We start from the raw sequence: 23,731 nt of genomic DNA, 5'->3' as shown, positions 1-23,731 counted from the left end.
TGGTTGTGGGACAAGTTTTGATGCAAGTCGGGAACGCAAGATATTTAAAGCCCGGCGATCTGCCAGATTCGATCGCCGTCTTTCCTCTGACCGGCGCTCTTCTCCTGCCTACGGGACAGCTTCCGCTGAATATTTTCGAGCCGCGTTATCTCGCGATGTTTGACGCCGCGCTGGCTGGCAACCGGCTGATCGGCATGGTCCAGCCGGCCCTTGGCGACAATGATTCGACGGCGGGCGACAAAAGCGGCGAACCTCATCTTGCTCCCGTCGGCTGCATCGGGCGGATCACCTCTTTCGCCGAGACCGGCGACGGGCGCTATATCGTTTCGCTAACGGGCGTTTGCCGTTTCCGCCTGCTTGGCGAGAAAATGACGCATGAGCCGTTCAGAAGCTTCCGCATCGCTCCCTTCATTTCCGATCTCTCCGCACGCGATGAAGAAGATGCCGTCGATCGTGGCGCTTTGCTTTCCGCTTTCAGGGCCTACCTCGATGCGAACAAGCTGGAGGCCGACTGGGAAAGCGTCGAGCGCGCCAGCAATCTGACGCTCGTGAATTCGCTTGCGATGATGTCGCCCTTTGGCCCTGCAGAGAAACAGGCGCTGCTGGAGGCTCCCGATCTCAAAACCAGGGCGGAAACCCTGATCGCAATCACTGAAATCGTGCTCGCGCGGGTCTTCGGTGACTCCGATACGGTTTTGCAGTAAATCATCGGGTATGGACGAAAAACTCAGCCGTGTTGATCCGAAACTGCTTGAGCTCCTTGTTTGTCCGCTCACCAAGGGCACGCTCCGCTATGACCGCGAGCACAACGAACTCGTCTCGGAAAAGGCGCGCCTTGCCTATCCGATCCGTGACGGCGTCCCGATCATGCTGGTGTCAGAGGCGCGGGGGCTGGACGATTAGATCGTCTCGCCTGCCAAAAGCCGCGGATTGTTCCTGGCCGCGGTCCCGGCCGCCTGCCCGATGAAGAAGGACTTGAGGCTCGGGATCCTGTCGACGATGCCCAGGCCGACGTCGCGGGCAATGCGCACCGGCATCACGTCATTGGAGAACAGCCGGTTCAGCACGTCGGTCGTCACCCCCATGCGGAAAGTATCGAAGCGGCGCCAAGTCTGGTAGCGCTCGAGAATATTGATCGAGCCGATATCGAGCCCGAGCCGGTCGGCCTCGACGATGGTTTCTGCCAATGCTGCCACGTCCTTGAAGCCGAGATTGAGGCCCTGGCCCGAAATCGGGTGAATGCCGTGGGCTGCATCGCCTGCAAGTGCAAAGCGCGGCGCCACGAAGGCCCGGGCGAGCGTCAGGCCGAGCGGGAAGGCGCGCCTTTCGCCAATCACCTTGAGCGCGCCGAGCTTGTGGCCGAAACGGCGCTCCAGTTCCTCTTCGAAAATCAGGTCGTCGCCGGCAACAAGCCGGTCGGCATCGTGGGCCTGCTCGGTCCAGACAAGGGAAGACCGGTTGTTGGTGAGCGGCAGGATCGCAAAGGGACCGGAGGGCAGGAAATGCTCCTCGGCGCAGCCATTGTGCGGCCGCTCGTGCTCGACGGTTACCACGATGCCTGACTGGCCGTAATCCCAGCTGACCGTCTTTATGCCTGCCAGATCGCGGAGCTTCGAGCGCACCCCATCGCAGGCGACGAGCAAGCGTGATTCCAGTGCGCTGCCATCGGACAACGTCACGGAGATCCGGTTTTCTTCCGTCTTCAGGCCGGTGGCGCTCAGTCCATGCCGGATTTCGATGCCGAGCCGGTCACAGACGCCGCGCAACGCGCCGACCAGGACGGCGTTCGGGATCATGTGCGCAAAAGGGCGCCCATCTTCCACTTCACCATCGAAGGTCAGGAAAACCGGGCGGACCGGGTCGGCTGTCCTCGAATCGGTCACGATCATCTTGGTGATCGGCTGGGCTTCAGGCTTGATTTCCTCCCAGATGCCGAAGACTTCCAGCATCTTCGTTGCCGCAGCGATGATTGCCGAGGCGCGCATATCCTTCTGCCAGGCATTCTCAGGCGCTGCTTCAACGACCGCAATATCGAGGTGGGGGGCAGCCTGCTTGACGGCGACCGCCGCGGAAAGGCCGACGTAACCTCCGCCAACAACCAGCATGTCCTGCATCGCCCGCTCTCCGCGCCTTGTGATTACAATGATGATCTATATAGATCATCGCATCCCCACTTCCTACCGTTGGGAGCTGAACAAATGATGGAAGACGCGGCCAAACCCACAGCCATGGAAACGCTGCTCGCGACGCTTGATCTCGAGCCGATCGAAGTCGATATCTTTCGCGGCCGCAGTCCGCAGGTCGGCTGGCAGCGCGTCTTTGGCGGACAGGTGATCGGTCAGGCATTGATGGCTGCCCAGCGGACGATTGAGACAGAGCGCTTCGTTCACTCGCTGCATGCTTATTTCATGCGGCCGGGCGATCCTTCCGTACCGATCGTCTATCAGGTGGAGCGCATCCGTGACGGATCGAGCTTCAACACGCGCCGGGTCGTGGCAATCCAGCACGGCAAGGCGATTTTTGCACTCTCGTGCTCCTTCCAGGTCGAGGAACCGGGCTTCGATCATCAGATCGTGATGCCCGATGTCCCCATGCCGGAAAGATTGCTTGGCGAACAGCAGATCAAGGAGCAGTATCTCGCGCATGCGCCGGCGGCTGTGCGCAAATACTGGGAGCGCGAACGGCCGATCGAAATCCGGCCGGTTTCGCTGACACACTATTTTTCCGACAAGAAGCTCGATCCCCGACAGGATGTCTGGGTGCGCGCGACAGGGCCGGTCCCGGATAACCGGCTCTATCAAGCTGCTGTGCTTGCCTATCTCTCCGACATGACGCTGCTCGATACCTCGCTCTACGCTCATGGGACGTCGATCTTCGACCAGGGCCTGCAGGTTGCGAGCCTTGACCATTCCATGTGGTTTCATCGGCCTGATAAACTTGAGGATTGGCTGCTTTACACACAAGATAGCCCATCGGCTTTTGGTGCCCGCGGTCTCACGCGCGGTAGCCTCTTTACCCGGTCGGGTGTTCTGATTGCGTCAGTCGCGCAGGAAGGTTTGATTCGGAAAAAGGCAAATGAATAAAAAATGTGCAAATTTACAAATTTGGGCATTATTTGGGCGGTTGTTGCCCTGACATTTGCCTCTTAAATAGCATCGTTCATTATACTCTTTACTTTTCAATAACTTATAATCTGCCTCGAAACTGGCACGCCCTTTGAATGTAGATCCCCAGTCGCTGTTCGTGAACGTCAGCGGCAAGGAGAGTCGGCTCCGCGCCGAGGATAACGAAGGATGGGAAAACCAGATGAAAATTGTGATGGCCATTATCAAGCCGTTCAAGCTCGATGAGGTCCGCGAAGCCCTCACGGCGATCGGCATCCAGGGCCTGACCGTGACCGAAGTGAAGGGCTACGGACGCCAGAAGGGACATACCGAAATCTATCGCGGTACGGAATATGCGGTCAGCTTCCTGCCGAAGCTCAAGATCGAAATCGCAGTCGCATCAGAAATCGTCGACAAGGCCGTCGAAGCCATCGCGTCGTCGGCCAAGACCGGCCAGATCGGCGACGGCAAGATTTTCGTCTACTCGATCGACCATGCCGTCCGTATCCGCACGGGCGAAACCGATACCGAAGCGCTGTAAGAACGGCTGAGCAAGGAGCTTTATTCCAATGTCAATTTCGAAGTTTTCTTCCACATTTGCGCGGCTCGGGGCTGCGTCTGCCGCGCTCTTAGCGCCGGTCGTCGCCTTTGCGCAGGAGACCGCGCCGGCTGCTGCCGATGCCGCGGCTGCAGCGGCTCCGGCCTTCACCATGGACAAGGGTGACAATACCTGGATGCTCGTCTCCTCGGCGCTCGTGCTGTTGATGACCATTCCCGGCCTGGCTCTCTTCTATGGCGGCCTCGTACGCGCCAAGAACATGCTCTCCGTGCTGATGCAGGTCTTCATGATCACCGCCGTTGTGTCGCTGATCTGGGTCACCTACGGCTACTCGCTGGCCTTCACCGACGGCGGTTCGCTGAACAGCTTCATCGGCGGTTTCTCCAAGGCCTTCCTTGCCGGCGTCAACACGTCGTCGCTCGCCGAGACCTTCTCGAAGGGCGTCGCAATTCCGGAATACACCTTCATCGTGTTCCAGATGACGTTTGCCTGCATTACGCCCGGCCTCATCGTCGGTGCGTTTGCCGAGCGCATCAAGTTCTCCGCCGTCATGCTGTTCGTTGTCCTGTGGGTCACCTTCATCTACTTCCCGATGGCGCACATGGTCTGGTTCTGGGGTGGTCCGAGCTCCTACAGCTCGCCGTCCGGCCTGATCTTCTCCTATGGTGCAATCGACTTCGCCGGCGGCACGGTCGTTCACATCAATGCCGGTATTGCCGGCCTTGTCGGCGCCATCATGCTTGGCAAGCGCACGGGTTATAAGAAGGAAATCATGGCTCCGCACTCGATGACGCTCACCATGGTCGGCGCATCGCTTCTGTGGGTCGGCTGGTTCGGCTTCAACGCCGGTTCCAACCTCGAGGCCAACTCCTATGCTTCGCTCGCGATGATCAACACCTTCGTCGCAACGGCTGCTGCCGCTGTTTCCTGGTGCATCGTCGAAACCTTCGCCCGCGGTAAGGCTTCCATGCTGGGTGCCGCTTCGGGTGCTGTTGCCGGTCTCGTTGCCGTTACGCCGGCAGCAGGCTTTGCAGGTCCGATGGGCTCGATCGTTCTCGGCCTGATCGTTTCGCCGGCCTGCTACTTCTTCGTCGACGTCGTGAAGAACAAGTTCAACTACGACGACAGCCTTGACGTCTTCGGCGTACATTGCATTGGCGGCATCATCGGCGCCATCGGCACCGGCATTCTAGTCAACCCGGCTCTCGGCGGCGCAGGTATCGTCGACTACTCGACGCCGGACTTTGCTGCATCCTACGCCGGTACGGCAACTCAGGTCTGGGCTCAGCTAAAGGGCGTCCTGACGACCCTCGTCTGGTCGGGCGTCGGCTCTGCGATCCTCTACAAGATCGTCGACCTCATCGTCGGCCTGCGCGTAACCCCGGAGGCAGAACGCGAAGGTCTCGACCTGTCGACCCATGGCGAAGCCGCCTACCACTCTTCTTGATCGCAGGGTCAGCGGCGCCCGGCAAAGGGCGCCGCTGAACAGCCCGTCGCGGCCTATCTATAGGCTGCATCTTGGCCCGGACCTTAGGTTCGGGCCTTTTTATTTGCCGGTCCGGCTTGTCCAGTCTCTCATGGTTAACATCGCTTTAACCCTCCTTTGATTAGGTGGGGCGGACGCATATTGCGTGGCGACGCCCTAAGCGATTCGCGCGCTCAGCATTGGACGGGTTGGGTATATGGCAAGAAGCACGTCGCCGGTGATGGATAGCCGGCCGGACCGGTTCTCCCTATCAGGGTTCGTGTTCCGGCAGGCGCAGGCTCTCCTGGGCTTTGCAATCTTCCTGCTATTGGCGCTCGCGGTCGCGGCACTCGCGACATGGAACGTCACAGATCCGAGCTATTCCTACGCGACCGGCAATCCGCCGGCAAATGTCCTGGGATATGGCGGTGCCGCCTTTGCTGACATCGCGATGCAGTTCTTCGGCCTTGCAAGCGTCGTGGCGCTATTGCCGGTCGTTGCCTGGGCCTTGGCATTGATTTCAGGCCGCCGCCTTAGCCGCATTCCTCAACGGGCCGGCGCCTGGGCTCTCGGCTCGATCCTTTCGTCTGCCGTGATCGGCTGCTTCCCGCCGCCGCTGACATGGCCGATCCCGAACGGCATCGGCGGCGTCATCGGCGATATGATCCTTCGTTTTCCGGCTCTCTTCGTCGGCGCCTACCCGAGTGGCGCGTTCGCGACGGCTGTCGGCTGCGTGTTCGCGCTGCCCACCGCCTGGATGATGCTCTTTGCTGCCGGCATCGTCGGCCGCACGGAAGCTGAAGAGGATGAGGGCGATGCACTCATGGCTATACCTTCCAAGGCCCGCTCGGTTGGTGATGCCGACGAGGACGAGGACGACGAAGGCGGCGGCTGGCTTGCATTCGGAGCGCTAACGCATGCCTGGTATATGAGCCAAGCGCGGATGCGCCGCATTCTCGGCATGGCGCCACGCAAGCGCCGCCAGAGCGATTTCGAATCGCCCTACGACTTCAACGATGATGAATTCGGTACCCTGAACGAGCCCGTCCGTGCCAAGGCGCCGGCAGGCCGCAGCGAGCGCCTGGAGCCGTCGATGGAACCGCGCGTCAGTTCGCCGCGCCGGGTCGTCTCTGCGCCCTCGATTTCGCTCGACGACGACGATGGCGAAGTGCCATTCGATAGCGACATGCCTCCGCGTCCGGCCGATATTCTGCCGGATGACGATGAAGATGACTGGATGATACGTGCGCCGGCAAAGGCCGCCGGCGGCAAGCCCGAGCCGCGTGTCGTGCCGCAGATCTCGCGTCCGAAGCCCGGTGCCCGCATCGAACGCGAATCGCAGGGTTCCTTCATTCGTCCGGAAGGTTTCCAGCTTCCCTCGATTCATCTGCTCGCCGAACCAAAGAATGTCATCCGTGACTCATCGCTTTCCGCCGATGCGCTGGAGCAGAATGCCCGCATGCTCGAAGGCGTCCTGGAAGACTTCGGCGTCAAGGGTGAAATCATCCATGTCCGCCCTGGCCCAGTCGTCACACTTTACGAGCTCGAGCCCGCCCCGGGCATCAAGTCCTCACGCGTTATCGGCCTTGCCGACGACATTGCCCGCTCCATGAGCGCGATCGCCGCCCGTGTCGCTGTGGTCCCTGGCCGCAACGCGATCGGCATCGAATTGCCAAACTCAACGCGTGAGACTGTTTACCTGCGCGAACTGATCGCATCGCGTGATTTCGAAGGTTCGAAGGCGAAGCTCGCCATGGCACTCGGCAAGACGATCGGCGGCGAGGCCGTCATCGCCGATCTCGCGAAGATGCCTCACCTGCTGGTTGCCGGTACGACAGGCTCCGGTAAGTCGGTTGCCATCAACACCATGATCCTCTCGCTGCTCTACCGTCTGACGCCGGAACAGTGCCGCTTGATCATGATCGACCCGAAGATGCTCGAACTCTCGGTCTATGATGGCATTCCGCATCTGCTGTCGCCGGTGGTCACCGATCCGAAGAAGGCTGTCGTCGCGCTCAAATGGACCGTCCGCGAGATGGAAGAGCGCTACAAGAAGATGTCGAAGATCGGCGTCCGCAACATCGATGGCTTCAATGCGCGCGTTGAGCAGGCGCTGGCCAAGGGTGAAGCCATCTCCCGAACCGTGCAGACAGGCTTTGACCGCCACACCGGCGAAGCGATGTACGAAACCGAGGAATTCGACCTGCAGCCGATGCCCTACATCGTCGTCATCATCGACGAAATGGCTGACCTCATGATGGTCGCCGGCAAGGATATTGAAGGCGCCGTCCAGCGTCTGGCGCAGATGGCGCGCGCCGCCGGTATTCACGTCATCATGGCGACCCAGCGTCCGTCCGTCGACGTCATTACCGGCACGATCAAGGCAAATTTCCCGACCCGCATCTCCTTCCAGGTCACGTCGAAGATCGACAGCCGCACGATCCTTGGCGAACAGGGCGCCGAGCAACTGCTCGGCATGGGCGATATGCTCTATATGGCTGGCGGCGGGCGCATTCAGCGCGTCCATGGTCCCTTCGTGGCTGATATGGAAGTCGAGGAGATCGTTTCCTATCTGAAGACCCAGGGCGCACCGCAATATCTCGATGCGATCACCGCTGATGACGACGAGGACGATGATTACGGCGGTCCGGCAGGGACGTCCAATCTGGCGGATTCCGACGATCCCTACGACCAGGCGGTCGCCATCGTGCTTCGCGACGGCAAGGCCTCGACGTCCTATATCCAGCGTCGTCTCGGCATCGGTTACAACCGCGCCGCATCATTGATCGAGCGCATGGAGCAGGAAGGCGTCATCGGACCTGCAAACCACGCAGGCAAGCGCGAAATCCTGGTTCCGACCGAAGGCGATATCCTCGATCGCTAGAGGCTGAAAAAATCTGCCGGGGCAAGGACTTCACGGAAACCTGATCGCCTCGGAAACGTTACCTTCTGCAGCGATGCTTCTGCGCCATGAAGACGCCGCCTTTCGGCAGCATGCAGGTCGCATCATAGGAGACCTAGATGACCAACTCCGATTTCCATTCCAGTGGCTTGCTGCTGAACCGCCGTCACCTTCTCGGCGCCATGGCTCTAGCGGCTGTTTCGGCTGCAGCGCCTTTCGACGCCTTCGCGCAGGCAGCGGCCGGCGGTTCTTCGACGGCACAGGCGATTGCCAACCATTTCTCCAACGTAGCCACCATGCAGGGCGAATTCGTGCAGTTCGGACCGCGCGGCGAGCAGACGGGCGGCAAATTCTTCATCGAGCGTCCCGGCAAGCTGCGCTTCAACTATGACGATCCGTCGCCGATCCGGGTGATCTCGGACGGTAGGAATGTTGCGGTCGGTAACCTGAAGCTGAAGACCTGGAGCCTTTATCCGCTTTCCAAGACGCCGCTCAGCCTGCTGCTTGCACGGAGGATCAACCTGTCGGACGGTTCGGTAAAGAGCGTAAAGGAAGAATCGGACCTGACGACGATCGCGCTTGGCAATAAGACGATCTTCGGCAATTCGACGATTACGATGATGTTCGATCCGAAGACCTACGATCTGCGTCAGTGGACGATCACCGATAATCAGGGCAAGGACACGTCCGTGATGGTGTTCAATGTCAGGACCGGCGTTCAGTTTGATCAGAAGGTCTTCAGAGTGCCGTACGAAAGCATTCCAGGTACTGCCGCTTCCCGTGACTGATGCCATATGACTTTCTGTGAAAAACGCCCGGTGAAAGCCGGGCGTTTTTGCTTGTGGACGTTCCATCCACAGTCCCTTTGCTCTAAGGCCTTTCCAGTCTCGTTGAAAGGCAATGGCATGAGCTTCTCGATTACCACCTGGAACATCAATTCGGTGCGGCTGCGCATGCCGATCGTCGAAAAGTTCGTCCTCAAGCATAGGCCGGATATCCTCTGCCTGCAGGAAACCAAGGTCCCAAACGAGCTCTTTCCGGCGGCCCCACTGCGCGCCATGGGTTATGAGCACATCATCGTGCATGGCCAGAAGGGCTATCATGGCGTCGCTATCGCCTCGCGCATCCCGCTCCAGGAGGACCATCGCCTGGACTACGGAAATGTCGGCCACGCGCGCCATATCTCGGCGGTCTTCGAGCGTGAAGGGCGCCGCGTCCGGCTGCATAATTTCTATGTGCCCGCCGGCGGCGACGAGCCGGACCCGGCCATCAATCCGAAGTTCGCCCATAAGCTGGATTTCGTCGAGGAAATGAAACTGCTGAAGGCCAACGGCGAAGCGAATACCTCGGCGATCCTCGTCGGCGATCTCAACATTGCGCCGCTCGAGCACGACGTCTGGTCGCACAAGCAGATGCTGAAGATCGTCAGCCATACGCCGGTCGAAACCGAGGGTCTGCTGGAGGCGATGAAGCGCGGAGCCTGGCTTGATCTCATGCGCCAGCACGTGCCGTCGCACGAGAAGCTCTATACCTGGTGGAGTTACCGCGCCAAGGACTGGGAGGCTGCCGATCGCGGCCGCCGCCTCGATCATATCTGGTCGTCATCGGACCTCGGCCCGCTGCTCCAGCGCATCGACATCCTGAAGGAGGCTCGCGGATGGGACCGTCCGTCCGATCACGTGCCCGTGACCGCGCATTTCAAACTCTGAGATCTACGAAAAGCGGTGAAGCTGTGCGCTCGCCCGTGCCGCCAATTCCGCGATGTTGTCGCGAATGCGGCTTTCTATGAGGCGGGCCGCATCTGGATACTCCTCGATCAGCCTGTAAAAGAGCGCTCGCGTGATGCGGATGACGCTGGATTCCTCCCGCGCCACGGCGGTGAATTTGCGCTCCACCAGCGTTACCAGAGCGAGTTCGGACAGTAACGTGCCCTGGCCCGCGATGCGCTCGACCTTGGGATGGCCATCTGGGCCTGTCGTGCTGAGCTCCAGCGCGCCGCTGACGACGACATAAGCGCTTTCCGCCGGTGATCCTTCGCGGAAAAGCATCTGCCCGGTGGAAATCAAACGCCGGTCGGCGCCGAAGGCGACCAGCCGCAACTGGTCGGCGGACATGCCTTTGAAGAGCGGCTGCTGCGAAAGCATGTTGATATCGTCTGTCAGCGCCATGCGGCTCTTTGCCCTACGGTACGATCTTGTAGCCGCCGTTTTCCGTTACCAGGATTTCGGCGTTCGAGGGATCGCGCTCGATCTTCTGGCGCAGGCGGTAGACGTGCGTTTCAAGCGTATGGGTGGTCACGCCGGAATTGTAGCCCCACACCTCTTCGAGAAGGACGTCCCGGGTGACTACCTTCTGTTCCGCGCGATAGAGATAGCGGATGATCGCCGCTTCCTTCTCCGTGAGGCGAATCTTCTGGCCGTTTTCGGTGGTCAACAGCTTCTGGCTCGGCTTGAAGAGATAGGGTCCGACTGTGAAGGTCGCGTCCTCGCTCTGTTCGTGCTGCCGAAGCTGGACGCGGATGCGCGCCAGAAGCACCGAGAAGCGGAACGGCTTGGTGACATAGTCGTTGGCGCCGGCCTCCAAGCCGAGGATCGTATCTGAATCCGTATCGTGTCCGGTCAGCATGATGATCGGCGCCTTGAAGCCGCCCTTGCGCAGCAGCTTCACGGCTTCGCGTCCGTCCGTATCCGGCAGCCCGACATCCATGATCAGCAGATCGACGGGCGTGTTGCGCGCAGCTTGTATGCCCTTGCCGGCCGTCGCCTCCTGCAGCACCGTGAACTCATCATAGAGCGCAAGCTGCTCCGTCAGGGTTTCGCGAAGGTCGTTGTCGTCGTCCACCAGTAGAATGGTGCGTGCGGTCATGCGGTTCTGTTCCTCAGATTCCGTCTCATCAAGTCCTACGCCATATTTCGATCGCTGGCAAAGACCGGGAGACGTGCTGTTGCCGGGCCAGGGCCGATGTGATTTCAATCGAAGTCCCAAGCAAAACAAAAACATGTGAGAAAAATGGAGAAAACAAGGCGAAGCGCAAGAACGGTACCATCCACCATTATTGTGCGTCCCGCGCCCGGCAGGCAAAGCCGCGCACTGGTTCAATGCGGTTCTTTCGTCCTTCCCGCCGCAATCGGCCGTTCCGGCCGCACCATCTTGAAGCGCGAGGGCGACGGTGCAACGCCGATTGCTTCAATGAAGCTGCTTTACGGATTTTGCCGCGGCGAACGTCCGAGCCGCCTCGAAACGCCGCTCTTGCTCCGCCGCATCCGTCAGGACATGCTCTGGTGCGACCAGCCCGGCGATCCGAACTACAATCGCCTCGTCAGAGCGCCCTTCCGTCCAAGCCATGAAGAGTTGAAGCGCAAGGACGGACTCTACGACATATGTCTCGTCATGGATTGGAATATCACATCCCGCGCCCGCAATCGGGGATCGGCTATCTTTTTCCATCTCATCAGGCCGGGCTATGAGCCGACAGCAGGTTGCCTCGCCGTCCATCCGCGCGACATGCGCCGGCTATTGCCGCACATGCGCAAGGGGACCGTCATACGCGTTCTCTGAGGCATCAGGGGTGATAATCTGCGCACCGTCTCCTATATCCGTTTTGACCGGCGCTCAGGCTGAATGGCATGCCGGGAAATCCGTTCGCGGATTCAATTTCATGCCCCTCCAATCCTTCAAACTTCCGGAGATATATTGTGGCCAATCAACCCATCATCACTTTCCATGACGGACATTCCATTCCCCAGGTCGGCCTCGGCGTATGGCAGACGCCACAGGAGGTCGCGGCTCCGACAGTCCGCAAGGCCCTCGAAGCCGGCTACCGCCATATCGACACGGCTTCGGGCTACGACAACGAAGAGGGTGTCGGCGAGGGCGTGCGTTCCTCCGGTCTCGACCGCAAGGATGTTTTCATCACGACAAAGCTTCGTAACACCGACCAGGGTTACGACAGCGCTCTGCGCGCCCTCGAGGGCAGCCTGAAGAAGCTTGGCACCGAATATGTCGATCTCTACCTGATCCATTGGCCGTCGCCGCACCGCGGACTCTATCGCGAAACCTGGAAGGCCTTCGTCAAGATCAGGGAAGAAGGCCGTGCTCGTTCGATCGGCGTGTCCAACTTCTATCCGGATCATCTGGATCACATCATTGGCGATACCGGCGTGGTTCCGGTCATCAACCAGATCGAACTCCACCCGGATTTTCAGCAGAAGGCGGCGCAGGACGCGCACCGGAAACTGAATATCGTTACCGAATCCTGGAGTCCGCTCGGTCAGGGAAAATTCATCGCCAACCCGGTTATCGGTGAAATCGCCAAGAAGCACAGCAAGACACCGGCGCAGGTCATCATCCGCTGGCATATCGATAGCGGTCTTGTCGTGATCCCCAAGTCGGTGACACCGTCGCGCATCGAGGAAAACTTCAAGGTGTTCGATTTCAAGCTCGATGCCGGGGACATGGCAGCGATTGCCAAGCTTGACGACAGGAATGCCCGCATGGGACCGGAGCCCTATACGGCAACGTTCTGATCAAGAGACCTTCCATCTCCTCCTCCTCCATTGCGGGGAGGAGGAGACGTTTGCTCACGTGAGTTCACGCGGTGTCACGAAGCGCTCGAGACGTCCGCTTCCGGGCGATATATCCGCCCAGCTATTTTCCTCGAACGCGATGATCGCCATGCCGGCAGTGGCGAATTTCTCCTTCAAGCGGGCGCAAGCCTCCGGATCGCCCTTGCCGATGAGATTGTTCGCGAGGTCCTGAAAACCGGGATTGTGTCCGACAAGCATGACCGTTCGGACCGACGGCTCAATCTTGTGGAGGAGGCCGACAATGCGCGTTGCCGAGGCTTCGTATAAATCCGGCACATCGCGTTCCACAGTCGAGGCGGAAAGTTTTTTCGCTACACGCTTCCATGTTTCCTGTGCGCGCCGCGCCGTCGACACCAAGGCGAGATCCGGGAAGAGCTTTTCGCGCGTCATATAGGCGCCGATCAAGGGCGCGGCCTTTCGCCCGCGCTTCGCAAGCGGGCGGTCGTGGTCTGCGACATCGTCCGGCCAAGCGGATTTTGCGTGGCGCAGAAGAAAAAGGCGAAGGGACTTCGGCGAAGACTTTTTTGACGCATTCATGCCGCTCACCTGAAAAAGGCCAGGAGACTATTGTCTCACCGAATGCCCATCTTGTCTTCTTAAGATGGCATGCCTCCCTCTCGGTCCGAGAGGGAGGCAAAATCCGTCAGTTCCACTCGCGGATATCGACGAAATGGCCAGCGATTGCAGCAGCGGCAGCCATGGCCGGCGAAACGAGGTGCGTGCGGCCCTTGAAGCCCTGACGGCCTTCGAAGTTGCGGTTGGACGTCGAGGCGCAGCGCTCGCCCGGCTTCAGGCGGTCGTCGTTCATGGCGAGACACATGGAGCAGCCCGGCTCACGCCAGTCGAAACCGGCTGCCTTGAAGATCTTGTCGAGGCCTTCGGCTTCGGCCTGTTCCTTCACGAGGCCGGAGCCGGGAACGATCATCGCGTTGACGGTCGAAGCAACTGTCCTGCCTTCGACGACCTTGGCAACTGCTCGAAGGTCTTCGATACGGCCGTTGGTGCAGGAGCCGATGAAGACGCGATCGATGTTGATCTCGGTGATCGGCGTGCCTGGCCTCAAGCCCATGTAGTCAAGTGCGCGCCACTTGGAGGCTCGCTTGGTTTCGTCCTGGATCTCGTCCGGGTTCGGAACGACGCCTTGAACCGAGACGACGTCCTCCGGCGAAGAGCCCCAGGAGACGATGGGCGGCAGTTCGGCGGCGTTGAGCTTCACGATGCGGTCGAAATGTGCGCCTTCGTCGGACTTCAGCGTCCTCCAGTAGGCAATCGCCTGTTCCAGGGCCTCGCCCTTCGGCGCGCGCGGCTTGCCCTTTATGTATTCGAAGGTCGTATCGTCGGGCGCAATCAGGCCGGCGCGGGCGCCGCCTTCGATCGACATGTTGCAGATCGTCATGCGGCCTTCCATCGACAGCGCACGGATCGCTTCGCCGGCATATTCGATGACGTAGCCGGTACCGCCGGCCGTGCCGATTTCGCCGATGATGGCGAGAACGATGTCCTTGGCGGTGACGCCGGCCGGAAGCTTTCCGTCGACCTGCACCAGCATGTTCTTCGCCTTCTTCTGGATCAACGTCTGTGTCGCCAGGACGTGCTCGACCTCGGACGTGCCGATGCCGTGGGCGAGCGAGCCGAAGGCGCCGTGCGTCGACGTATGGCTGTCGCCGCAGACGATCGTCATGCCCGGAAGCGTGAAGCCCTGTTCCGGCCCGATGATGTGCACGATGCCCTGACGCTTGTCGTTCTCGGAGTAATATTCGACTTTGAACTCGGCAGCGTTCTTGGCAAGCTGCTCGACCTGGATGCGGCTCTCCTCGTTCTTGATGCCGAGATGGCGATCAGGCGAGGTCGGAACGTTATGATCGACGACGGCAAGCGTCTTTTCGGGAGCACGAACCTCGCGGCCGGTCATGCGCAGGCCTTCGAACGCCTGCGGAGAGGTCACTTCGTGGACCAGATGGCGGTCGATGTAGAGAAGACAGGTGCCGTCTGCCTGTTCGTCGACCAGGTGGTCGTCCCAGATCTTGTCGTAAAGGGTACGCGGTGCGCTCATGGCATTTCAGTCCGTTTTTGGATGCAATGGGAAAAGGAATAGGCGGAAGGCCCGCCGGCCATCATTCGATCAACGAAGTCGGCTGTTGAGCGCACCGGAAACGGTCGCAAAGAAGCGTGCCGGCAGGCGATAATGATCCTGCAGCACAAAAATATGCGCGCCAATGCACCTGAACTTGCTTTCCATGGGCGTGCATATAGCGATTTTTCTCGCAAACGGCAATTCGAATCATGTCAGCGCTACCGGCTGTGAGCTTTGCGCATCCGCTGCTCGATCTGCCGCAGCGCGAGCGACAAACCGATCGTCAGGATCAGATAGATATAGGTGACGATCGAATAGGTCTCGAAGAAGCGGAAGGAGCCGGAGGCATAGACCTTGCCCATCTGCGTGATGTCGGAAACGCCGAGCACGGAAACGAGGGAGCTGTCCTTCACCATCGAGACGAAGTCGTTCGACAGCGGCGGAAAGATGACGCGGATCGCCTGCGGAAAGACAACCAGCCGGAAGCGGTGGTAGCGCGACAGGCCCAGCGCCTTTGCCGCTTCGATCTGTCCATGGTCGACCGATTGGATGCCGGCGCGGAAAATCTCGGCAATAAAAGAGGAATACCCGATCATCAGGGCGATGATCGCACGCCACATCAGTGATAGGTCACGCACGAGAATCGGTTCGGCCAATCCGGCTTTCACAAATGGCGTGATCAGGAAATTATAGGCGGCGACAATGCCCGGAGCGCCGACAAAGGCCACGTAAAAGAGCAGCACGAGCATCGGGATGCCGCGGATGATCTCGATATAGAAGCGGGATGCTTGGCGCAGCGCGACGCTGTCGGAAAGCCCAAGAAGAGCGATGCCGAGGCCAAGCAATGTCGCCAGCGCAAAGGCGACCAACGTCACGAAGACGGTGACCCATACGCCGTTGACGACGGTGCGGAAAACCTGCGCATAGATGCCGTTGGCGACGATGACGATCGCAAGGATGACGCCGATCGCAGCAAGGGCGACCAGCCACCACGGATAGTCGCCCTTGAGATTTCCGGCAGGAGAAGGCTGCAGGGCCATCAGCGGCTGACCTGCATCATTCGCCCATCTTGTAGTCGAGGAACCACTTCTTGTTCAGTGCGTCGAGCGTGCCGTCGGCTTTCAATGCGGCGATCGCGGCGTTGACGGGGGCAACGAGATCGGAGCCCTTCGGGAAGATGAAGCCGAAATCCTCGGTGCCGAGCGGGCCGCCGATCACCTTGAGCGTGCCGTTCGAGGCATCGACATACCCCTTCGCGGCAACGCTGTCCGTCAGCACCACATCGACATCTCCGGCTTTGAGCGCCTGGACCGTCGCGCCGAAGGTTTCGAAGAGCTTGATACGCGGATTCTGCTCGTTGCCGTCAAGGATTTCATAGACGGCCGTGTAGAAAGGCGAGGTGCCCGGCTGCGCGCCTACCAGGCCGTCCTTGAACTCACCGAAGGTCTTCGCGTCCGTGAAGCGGCTCTCATCGCCCCGGGCCAGCATGAATTGCTGCGAGCGCATATAAGGATCGGAGAAATCCACTTTCTGCTTGCGGTCGTCCTTAATGGTGATGCCGGTCATGCCGATGTTGTACTGATCGTCGGAGACGGCCTGGATCATCGCGTCCCAGCTCGTGTTCTGATATTCGACCTTGAAGTTCAGCCGCTTGGCGATCTCGTTCATCGCGTCATATTCCCAGCCGATCTGCTTGCCGGACTTGGGGTCGACGAACTGCAGCGGCGGATAAGCATTCTCGGTAACGACGACCACCGTCTTGCCGCCAAGATCCGGCAGATCGGCACCAAGGGCCGCCAATGGCGAAAGAACGAGAGCGGCGAGGCCTGCAAGAATGGTGCGGCGGAACGGCATCAGAAATCTCCAATGAAATGTGGCTTGGGGAAATTGTCATAGTTGCGAAGCCGATGGCAAGAGCATCGGCCCCGATGCGGCAGGCCCAAAACAGAAAAGGCGGCCCAAAGACCGCCTTTTCGTGTAAAGAATTTTGCGTTCCCAGAGCTTATTCTGCTGTGGGCTCTGCAGCGGCTGCTGCAGCTTCAGCTGCTGCCTTTGCTTCTGCGGCTTCGGCTGCTGCCTTTTCGGCTGCGAGAGCCTGAGCTGCTGCAACCTTTTCGGCTTCGATCCGTGCCTTTTCCTCGGCAACAGCAGCGCGCTCGGCGTCGTTGAGCTTGCGGGCGCGGGTGCCGGTGTTCTCAACGATACGGGCGGACTTGCCGCGACGGTCGCGCAGGTAGTAGAGCTTCGCACGGCGGACCTTACCGCGGCGAACGACTTCGACACTTTCGATCATCGGAGAATAGATCGGGAATACGCGCTCGACGCCTTCGCCGTAGGAAATCTTGCGGACCGTAAAGTTTTCCTGCAGGCCGCCGCCGGAGCGGGCGATGCAGACGCCTTCATAGGCCTGAACGCGGGTACGGTTGCCTTCCGTAACCTTGACGTTGACGCGGAGCGTGTCGCCCGGGGAGAATTCCGGAAGCGTGCGCTTGGCTTCGATCTTGGCGGCCTGTTCGGCCTCGAGCTGCTGAATGATGTTCATCGTCTTAACCTTTGGTTCTTCTGAAACAGCCAGAGCGCTCGACACGTGATCCTTTGGGATTGCCTCGGGATTTTGCCCTTCGCGGGCGGGAGCGGATTCGCCATTCTTTGTTTGCTGGCAGACGGGGCTAGCCCCATTTCCGCGTGCGCTACTACACGAAAGCCGGGGCCTTGTCATCCCTTGGACGACATTTTTGTAAGGCGGAGGCACGGATTTTCCGGCTTTCAGTCCTTCAGAAGGTCCGGTCGCCTTTCCTTTGTCAAGGCAACCGCCTGCTCATGTCGCCATTTTTCGATGGCGCCGTGATTGCCGGAGGTCAGGATCGCTGGAATTTCGCGGCCTTCCCATTCCTGCGGCCGGGTGTAGTGCGGATGCTCCAGCAACCCGCCTTCGAAACTCTCATGCAGGCCGGAAAGATCATTGCCCATGACGCCTGGCAGGATGCGCACGATCGTGTCGAGAACGACCAAGGCGGCGGGCTCGCCGCCCGAAAGCACGTAATCGCCGATCGAAATTTCTTCAAGCTCCCGCGCATCGATCACCCGCTGATCGACACCTTCGAAACGGCCGCAGACGATGATCACGCCCTGGCCCGCCGCAAGCTCGCGCACCCGTTCCTGCGTCAGCGGCTTGCCGCGCGGGCTCATCAAAAGCCGCGGACGAGCATCATTTTCGCAAGTGCTGTCGATCGCACGCGCCAACACGTCAGGCTTCAGCACCATGCCGGCGCCACCGCCTGCCGGCGTGTCGTCGACGGTGCGGTGTTTATCGGTCGCAAAATCCCGGATCTGCACGCTATCCAGCGACCATTGCCCTCGCTCCATCGCCTTGCCGGCGAGCGAATAGCTCAGATGCCCCGGAAACATTTCCGGGTAGAGTGTCAGGACGGTCGCCCGGAAACCCATGGCAATCTCACTTCTTTTTCTTCGGCTTGCCGGAGGCGAGCTTGGAGATTTCTTGCGGATCATCGACAAGTCCCGCCGCCAGCGGATCGATCAGGATTGTGCCGTCTTCGAGATCAATTTCGAGAACCGACGCTTCGGAGAAGGGGATGAGCACGGGGCGCTTGCCCGGCCCCTTAAGCTCCAGCAGGTCGCCCGCGCCGAAGTCGAAAACGCCGGTAATGGTGCCGTAGCTGACGCCCTTGTCGTCCACTGCCTCCAGTCCCTCCAGATCGGCATAGAAGAATTCGTCTTCCTCCAGTTCGTCGTCCGGCAGGTTGCCGCGTTCGATGTAGAGCTCCAGGCCGTTGAGCGCCTCGGCCGCATTGCGGTCATTGATGCCACGGAAGCGAACGACGACGACATTCTTCATCTCGCGGATTTCGAGGATCTCGAATGTCCGCCCGTCCATGCTGTGCAAATGACCATAGTCGCCGAGTGCGGTCGGATCGGCCGTATAAGCCTTGGCGCGCACTTCGCCGCGGATGCCCTGCGCACCGCCGATCGTTGCCATCAGTACGGGGTTTTCAAGCTTTGTCATGGGGCCCTTCATGTGAAGCCGGAAATCTGGCTTCTCATAAACGAAGTCTGCCGGAATGAAAATGAAAACGGGCGGCATGTCGCCATGCCGCCCGTCCGATCGGGATATGATCCCGGGATTATTCTGCGGAAGCGGCGGCTTCAGCTGCGTCGGCAGCTTTCTGAGCCCTCTCGGCAGTGCGTTCCTGGGCCTTCTTGCCCGGCTTTGCCTTTTCCGGGTTGTTCTTGGCCTCGCGCTTTGCAACGCCGGCTTCGTCGAGGAAGCGCAGAACGCGGTCGGTCGGCTGCGCGCCGTTGTCGAGCCAGTGCTTGACGCGCTCGGCGTTCAGTTCAACGCGCTTTGCGTCGTCCTTGGCCAGCATCGGATTCCAGGAACCGAGCTTTTCGAGGAAGCGGCCATCGCGCGGCGAACGGGCGTCGGCAACAACAACGTGATAATACGGGCGCTTCTTGGAACCACCGCGGGCGAGACGAATTTTCAGTGCCATGTCATTTACTCCTTAGGCTTTCTTGACCGCTTCGTGAGGCGGTATTGGTTCATTTTGCTGCGGCGCCTTGTTCAGCGTGATCCGCAGCGATCTGCTCGTGATGCCGGATGACTTCCGTGATGACGAAGTTCAAGAACTTCTCGGCGAAATCCGGATCCAGATGCGCATCTTCGGCAAGCTGCCGAAGTCGGGCGATCTGGTATTCCTCGCGCGCCGGATCGGCCGGCGGCAACTTGTACTTGGCCTTCAAAACGCCGACCTCTTTGGTGCAGCGAAAGCGTTCGGCCAGGATGTGGACGAGCGCAGCGTCGATATTGTCGATCGACTGCCGGTAGCTCGAAAGCTGGGCTTTGACGTCTGGATCAATCATGGGGCAGGCGATCCTTTCACTTCTTCTTCGGCAATCCGGGCAGACCCGGGAAACCACCGCCGAGACCCGGCAGCTTTGTCCCGCCAAGACCTGGCAAGCCGCCCGGCAAACCGCCACCTAAACCGGGCATGCCCCCACCCGGCTTCCCAAGACCCGCCGCTTCGGCCTGCTTTTGAAGTGCTTCCAGCTGCTTGGGGTCGATATTCGAAAGATCAGGCATGGAGCCCATCCCACCCATGCCGCCAAGGCCCATCTTGCCGGCAAGACCTCCCATCAGCTGCTTCATCATGCCGCCTTTGCCCTTGCCGCCCATCATCTTCATCATGTCCGCCATCTGGCGGTGCATCTTGAGCAACTTGTTGATGTCGGCAGCGTCGGTGCCGGAGCCGGCGGCTATCCGCTTCTTGCGGGAATGCTTGAGGATGTCCGGGTTGGCGCGCTCAGTCTTCGTCATCGAAGAGATGATCGCAAGCTGGCGGCCGAAGAGGCTGTCATTCAGGCCGGCGGATGCCATCTTGTCCTTCATACCGGCCATGCCGGGCATCATGCTCATGATGCCGCCCATGCCGCCCATCTTCTGCATCTGGCGCAGCTGGTCGGCAAGGTCGTTGAGGTCGAATTTTCCCTTGGCCATCTTGGCGGCCATGGCGGCCGCCTTTTCGGCGTCGATATTTTCCGCCGCGCGCTCGACGAGCGAGATGATGTCGCCCATGCCAAGAATACGGTCTGCGATGCGGCGAGGATGGAATTCTTCCAGCTCGCTCATCTTTTCGCCGACGCCGATCAGCTTGATCGGCTTGCCGGTGACGGCGCGCATAGAGAGAGCCGCACCGCCGCGGCCGTCGCCGTCCATACGGGTGAGCACGAGGCCGGTGATGCCGACGCGCTCGTCGAAATTGCGGGCCAGATTGACGGCGTCCTGACCGGTCAATGAGTCCGCGACCAGCAGGATTTCATGCGGGTTCGACTTCTTCTTGATGTCGGCCATTTCGACCATCAAGGGCTCATCGATATGCGTACGGCCGGCCGTATCGAGGATGACGACGTCATGGCCGCCGAGCTTGGCTGCCTGCACGGCGCGCGCGGCGATATCCGTCGGTGACTGGCCGGCGATGACCGGAAGCGTGTCGATATTGGTCTGGGCGCCGAGCTGGCGAAGCTGCTCCTGCGCTGCCGGACGGCGTGTGTCGAGCGATGCCATCAGCACCCTCTTCTTCTCGCGTGTCGTCAGGCGGAGGGCGATCTTCGCCGTCGTCGTCGTCTTGCCGGAGCCCTGCAGGCCGACCATCATGATCACGACGGGGGCGGCAGCGTGAAGATCGACGCCGGCGCCTTCGCCGCCCAGCATCTCGATCAGCTCGTCATGAACGATCTTTACGACCATCTGGCCGGGCTTGATCGCCTTCAATATCTCTGCGCCGACGGCCTTTTCGCGCACACGGTCGGTGAAGGAGCGTACGACATCGAGTGCAACGTCGGCTTCCAGCAATGCACGGCGAACCTCGCGCAGCGCTGCGGAAACATCGGCTTCCGAAAGCGCGCCACGGCCTGTCAGTCCATTCAGAATGGATCCAAGACGGTCCTGGAGGTTTTCAAACATCGGCTCTTCCTTGATACGTTTCGGGCAGGATTGGTATGCCCGGAAACGTCGTGCTTTTCCTTGACGAAAACAAGACGCAAAGCCAAAAAGCACCCGAGGGCGCATCGCGCTGTCGGGTGTGGACCTCCGGGATCTCTTTATACCTTATCGGGTCCCGGTCGGCGGCTCGAGTCTTGAAGCTCGTCACAGAATGAGCCGCGGTAAACAGGAAAGTGCTGACAAAGTCAAGAGAATGCGGACAAATGACCGCATTGCCGGCTTGCGAAGCCTTCAGCGTGCCGCTTGTGTAATCCCAAGTGACACTATCAAAAGTGCCGCCTCCATGAATTCCGCCGTCATTGTGTGAAAAAGCTGGCGGCCATGAGCGGCTGTTGGGATTTCTGGATCGATTGCGGCAGCACCTTCACGGGGTGGCCCGGACGGCTCCTTGACCGCCCACAGGCTGCTCTTGGGTCACAACGCCGACGGGAGGCGGATACGGCGCGGTTTGAAGTCCGGCTGACGCCCAGCCGAGTTTTAATTCGGGTGCGATCCCGAACCGTGTGCGTGGATGATTGCGTCGGCCTCTTTGCCGTAGATCTCCTCGAAGTGATCGAACGCTTTGGAGAAGTATCCGATTCCTTGCGTAGCGGAGCGCAACGTCCGGGCAAGTTCGTCGAGCGCCGCACCGGGAACGAGTGCCCGAAAGACATCCCATCCTTTGGCACTCTCATCGCGATCGAAGCCAAGCACCTGGCCCTTGAGTGCCGAGACGATCGCCACCATGCTGCCAGAGAAGATGGATGGTATGTGGATTTCGACGCGGACCACTGGCTGCATCAGCACAGCCGCTGCCTCTGATAATGCCTGCCGCACCCCCATCCGTGCCGCTGCCCGGAAGGCGAAGTCGGAGCTGTCGACGGAGTGGTACTGGCCGTCCGTGAGCGTCACGTCGACATCGATCACCTGAAAGCCGAGCGGGCCTTTTTCCATGGCTTCACGGGCGCCGGCCTCCACCGCCGGAATGTAGTTCCGGGGAACGGTGCCGCCTTTGACCGTCTCGCCGAAGGTGAAGCCCTGCCCCCGTTCATTGGGACGCACACTCAGCTGCACGTCTGCGAACTGCCCTGCGCCACCCGTCTGCTTGCGGTGACGATAGTGGACGTTCGAGGGCTTTGAGATCGTTTCCCGATAGATCGGGTTCGGCGATCGGTCCGTGACTTCGACGCGGAATACCTCCGACAGGGTCTTGCGCAGATCGCGCAGGTGCATCGGTCCTTGCGCGCAGATCAGCTGTGCGCCTGTTCCCTCCTCCTGCATCACCTTCAGGCCGCGATCGGTCTCGGCCAGCTTTGCAAGCGTCGCCGAGAGCTTCGTTTCGTCGCGCTCGGTGCCCGGAACAAGGATGCGTTCGAGCATGGGCGTCGGCGGGGCCGCCCAAGCGGGCGGTGCCAACGCGTCGGCCGCTGTCAGCAAGGCGGTTGCGGGCAAGTGATCTGACTTGACTGCGGCGAAAATCCTGCCGCGTGCCGAGTTGCCGGCAAGGGGGCGGCCGTTTCCTCCCTCCTGAACCGACCCGAGACTAGCGCCCCCCAGCGCAGCGCCCTGTTTCAGTCCGTCGGCAAGCGCACGGACGAGAATGGTCTTTCCAACGCTCGGCCGGTGGTAGGCGTGGAAGCTCACGGCAGCCAATGCCGTTTCATCCAGGCTGCCGGTGGCAGCCAGCCGGCTCTTCAGGGCTTCAACAGGCGGCGCTTCGTGGCGCAGCGCCTTCATCAGCCGCTTGATGCCATTGCTATGGGATGCTGCGCCGAAGAGCACGGGAATGACCTTGTTTTCCTTCAGGATCCGCGAGGCGATGGCAAAGAGTGCGTCGCTTGGTAGTTCGCGGTCTTCTATCAGTTCCTCGAGAAGCCAGTCATCGTACTCGGAAAGCTGTTCCAGCAATTCGGAACGTGCCTCGTGCTCGCGCGCAGCAGCACTGTCGGGAAGTTCGACGAGGGCCGAAGGCTGACCTTCCCGATAGCGCCAGGCGCGCTCCGAAATCAGGTCGCAGCTGCCGACCACAACATCTCCGTCGCGGATCGGTATCTGCCGCAGGACGAGAGGATGGCTGGAATAGGCCTGCAGGGCGGCGATGACATCGCGCAGGCGCCCCTGCGGCTCGTCCATGCGGTTCACAAAAAGAATGCAGGGTGTCCCCGAAGCTTCGATGGCGCGAAGATAGGGTGCTGCCAGCACCGCCTCGTCCGGCGCCGGCGATACGCAGAGGATGCAAGCATCGCTTGCCAAAAGTGAATCCTGGGCAAGCGCCAGCGCCTCGTTCGCGCCGGGTGTATCCAGCGCACACCAGGCCTCGCTTCCGAATTCGAATTCCGTCAGGCCCGATCCGTATGGAGAGACGGACTTTCTCGGTGTCCCTTCGAGCGAAGCCAGTTTTGCGACGAGCGTCGACTTTCCCGTCTGCGAGGGTCCAAGTACCGTGAAGCAGCGCATCGGCTATCCTCCCTTTGCCAAGAACACGCATCCGATTGTCAAGAATGCCTTCAACCGTTGAAAAGTGCTAGGCCATTGCGACTTT

The 23,731-nt window shown here is 60.3% G+C and carries 24 protein-coding genes; 10 read left to right on the top strand and 14 right to left on the bottom strand.

Features of this window, described 5'->3' with window-relative positions; all coding sequences use genetic code 11:
* The first annotated feature begins 20 nt into the window (after positions 1-20).
* Positions 21-704, top strand: coding sequence for an LON peptidase substrate-binding domain-containing protein (locus QA644_RS18390; RefSeq protein ID WP_074069980.1), 684 nt, complete (start codon positions 21-23; stop codon positions 702-704).
* A 10-nt stretch (positions 705-714) separates the two neighbouring features.
* Positions 715-903, top strand: coding sequence for a Trm112 family protein (locus QA644_RS18385; RefSeq protein ID WP_283069893.1), 189 nt, complete (start codon positions 715-717; stop codon positions 901-903).
* On the opposite strand, the gene QA644_RS18380 is transcribed toward QA644_RS18385, so the two are convergent.
* Complete coding sequence (locus QA644_RS18380; RefSeq protein WP_194728420.1) at positions 900-2,114, bottom strand: ubiquinone biosynthesis hydroxylase; 1,215 nt, start codon at positions 2,112-2,114, stop codon at positions 900-902. The two genes, QA644_RS18385 and QA644_RS18380, sit on opposite strands and share 4 nt — an antisense overlap.
* An 84-nt stretch (positions 2,115-2,198) precedes the next feature.
* Here QA644_RS18380 and tesB point away from each other — a divergent pair, with 84 nt between their 5' ends.
* The 6 genes from tesB (at position 2,199) to QA644_RS18350 (ending at position 9,739) form a co-directional block, all read left to right on the top strand.
* Positions 2,199-3,083 (top strand): acyl-CoA thioesterase II, encoded by an 885-nt coding sequence (tesB, locus tag QA644_RS18375; RefSeq protein WP_283069891.1) that lies wholly within the window; start codon positions 2,199-2,201, stop codon positions 3,081-3,083.
* Positions 3,084-3,306: 223 nt separating this feature from the next.
* On the top strand, positions 3,307-3,645 hold the full coding sequence (locus tag QA644_RS18370) for a P-II family nitrogen regulator (RefSeq protein WP_027511789.1): 339 nt from the start codon (positions 3,307-3,309) through the stop codon (positions 3,643-3,645).
* A gap of 28 nt (positions 3,646-3,673) precedes the next feature.
* Entirely contained in the window at positions 3,674-5,110 is a 1,437-nt protein-coding gene (locus tag QA644_RS18365) for an ammonium transporter (protein WP_283069888.1), read from the top strand.
* Between the two features lie 235 nt (positions 5,111-5,345).
* Positions 5,346-8,012 (top strand): DNA translocase FtsK, encoded by a 2,667-nt coding sequence (locus tag QA644_RS18360; RefSeq protein ID WP_194728418.1) that lies wholly within the window; start codon positions 5,346-5,348, stop codon positions 8,010-8,012.
* A 137-nt stretch (positions 8,013-8,149) separates the two neighbouring features.
* Entirely contained in the window at positions 8,150-8,818 is a 669-nt protein-coding gene (locus QA644_RS18355) for an outer membrane lipoprotein carrier protein LolA (RefSeq protein WP_022717334.1), read from the top strand.
* 117 nt (positions 8,819-8,935) lie between these two features.
* Positions 8,936-9,739, top strand: coding sequence for an exodeoxyribonuclease III (locus QA644_RS18350; RefSeq protein WP_283069886.1), 804 nt, complete (start codon positions 8,936-8,938; stop codon positions 9,737-9,739).
* Between the two features lie 3 nt (positions 9,740-9,742).
* Here QA644_RS18350 and QA644_RS18345 read toward each other — a convergent pair whose 3' ends face one another.
* Positions 9,743-10,198, bottom strand: a complete 456-nt coding sequence (locus QA644_RS18345) for a cyclic nucleotide-binding domain-containing protein (protein ID WP_283069885.1) — start codon at positions 10,196-10,198, stop codon at positions 9,743-9,745.
* 13 nt (positions 10,199-10,211) lie between these two features.
* On the bottom strand, positions 10,212-10,895 hold the full coding sequence (locus tag QA644_RS18340; RefSeq protein ID WP_039846414.1) for a response regulator transcription factor: 684 nt from the start codon (positions 10,893-10,895) through the stop codon (positions 10,212-10,214).
* Between the two features lie 144 nt (positions 10,896-11,039).
* Between QA644_RS18340 and QA644_RS18335 the strand changes: the two genes are divergently transcribed.
* Together QA644_RS18335 and QA644_RS18330 are read left to right on the top strand one after the other, a co-directional pair.
* Positions 11,040-11,588: a L,D-transpeptidase gene (locus tag QA644_RS18335; RefSeq protein WP_283069884.1), complete on the top strand. Its 549-nt coding sequence runs from the start codon at positions 11,040-11,042 to the stop codon at positions 11,586-11,588.
* A gap of 137 nt (positions 11,589-11,725) precedes the next feature.
* Positions 11,726-12,556 carry an aldo/keto reductase gene (locus QA644_RS18330; protein ID WP_194728414.1) on the top strand — a complete coding sequence of 277 codons (831 nt, stop codon included), beginning with the start codon at positions 11,726-11,728 and terminating at the stop codon, positions 12,554-12,556.
* A gap of 54 nt (positions 12,557-12,610) precedes the next feature.
* Here the strand turns inward: QA644_RS18330 and QA644_RS18325 are convergent, their stop codons facing one another.
* The 11 genes from QA644_RS18325 to QA644_RS18275 form a co-directional block, all read right to left on the bottom strand.
* Complete coding sequence (locus QA644_RS18325) at positions 12,611-13,153, bottom strand: histidine phosphatase family protein (protein ID WP_194728413.1); 543 nt, start codon at positions 13,151-13,153, stop codon at positions 12,611-12,613.
* A 106-nt stretch (positions 13,154-13,259) separates the two neighbouring features.
* Positions 13,260-14,669 carry a 3-isopropylmalate dehydratase large subunit gene (gene leuC, locus QA644_RS18320; RefSeq protein ID WP_283069883.1) on the bottom strand — a complete coding sequence of 470 codons (1,410 nt, stop codon included), beginning with the start codon at positions 14,667-14,669 and terminating at the stop codon, positions 13,260-13,262.
* A gap of 239 nt (positions 14,670-14,908) precedes the next feature.
* A complete protein-coding gene (locus tag QA644_RS18315) occupies positions 14,909-15,730 on the bottom strand; it encodes an amino acid ABC transporter permease (protein ID WP_074069968.1) in 822 nt (273 codons plus the stop codon).
* Between the two features lie 16 nt (positions 15,731-15,746).
* Positions 15,747-16,544, bottom strand: coding sequence for a transporter substrate-binding domain-containing protein (locus QA644_RS18310; protein ID WP_283069881.1), 798 nt, complete (start codon positions 16,542-16,544; stop codon positions 15,747-15,749).
* 148 nt (positions 16,545-16,692) lie between these two features.
* Positions 16,693-17,232 (bottom strand): 50S ribosomal protein L19, encoded by a 540-nt coding sequence (rplS, locus tag QA644_RS18305; RefSeq protein WP_074069966.1) that lies wholly within the window; start codon positions 17,230-17,232, stop codon positions 16,693-16,695.
* A 224-nt stretch (positions 17,233-17,456) separates the two neighbouring features.
* On the bottom strand, positions 17,457-18,137 hold the full coding sequence (trmD, locus tag QA644_RS18300) for a tRNA (guanosine(37)-N1)-methyltransferase TrmD (protein WP_074069965.1): 681 nt from the start codon (positions 18,135-18,137) through the stop codon (positions 17,457-17,459).
* Between the two features lie 7 nt (positions 18,138-18,144).
* On the bottom strand, positions 18,145-18,714 hold the full coding sequence (gene rimM / locus QA644_RS18295; RefSeq protein WP_028739973.1) for a ribosome maturation factor RimM: 570 nt from the start codon (positions 18,712-18,714) through the stop codon (positions 18,145-18,147).
* 118 nt (positions 18,715-18,832) lie between these two features.
* A complete protein-coding gene (gene rpsP / locus QA644_RS18290) occupies positions 18,833-19,201 on the bottom strand; it encodes a 30S ribosomal protein S16 (protein WP_022717347.1) in 369 nt (122 codons plus the stop codon).
* 49 nt (positions 19,202-19,250) lie between these two features.
* Positions 19,251-19,571 (bottom strand): chorismate mutase, encoded by a 321-nt coding sequence (locus tag QA644_RS18285; protein ID WP_022717348.1) that lies wholly within the window; start codon positions 19,569-19,571, stop codon positions 19,251-19,253.
* 16 nt (positions 19,572-19,587) lie between these two features.
* Positions 19,588-21,171 carry a signal recognition particle protein gene (gene ffh, locus QA644_RS18280; RefSeq protein WP_283069879.1) on the bottom strand — a complete coding sequence of 528 codons (1,584 nt, stop codon included), beginning with the start codon at positions 21,169-21,171 and terminating at the stop codon, positions 19,588-19,590.
* Between the two features lie 516 nt (positions 21,172-21,687).
* Positions 21,688-23,646, bottom strand: a complete 1,959-nt coding sequence (locus tag QA644_RS18275; RefSeq protein ID WP_283069877.1) for an elongation factor G — start codon at positions 23,644-23,646, stop codon at positions 21,688-21,690.
* Positions 23,647-23,731: the final 85 nt, after the last annotated feature.

Source organism: Rhizobium sp. CC1099 (assembly GCF_029714385.1).
In the GTDB taxonomy this organism is placed as follows: domain Bacteria; phylum Pseudomonadota; class Alphaproteobacteria; order Rhizobiales; family Rhizobiaceae; genus Rhizobium.
The sequence above is the reverse complement of the archived record's forward strand: the minus strand, read 5'-3'. Positions and strand labels throughout refer to the sequence as shown.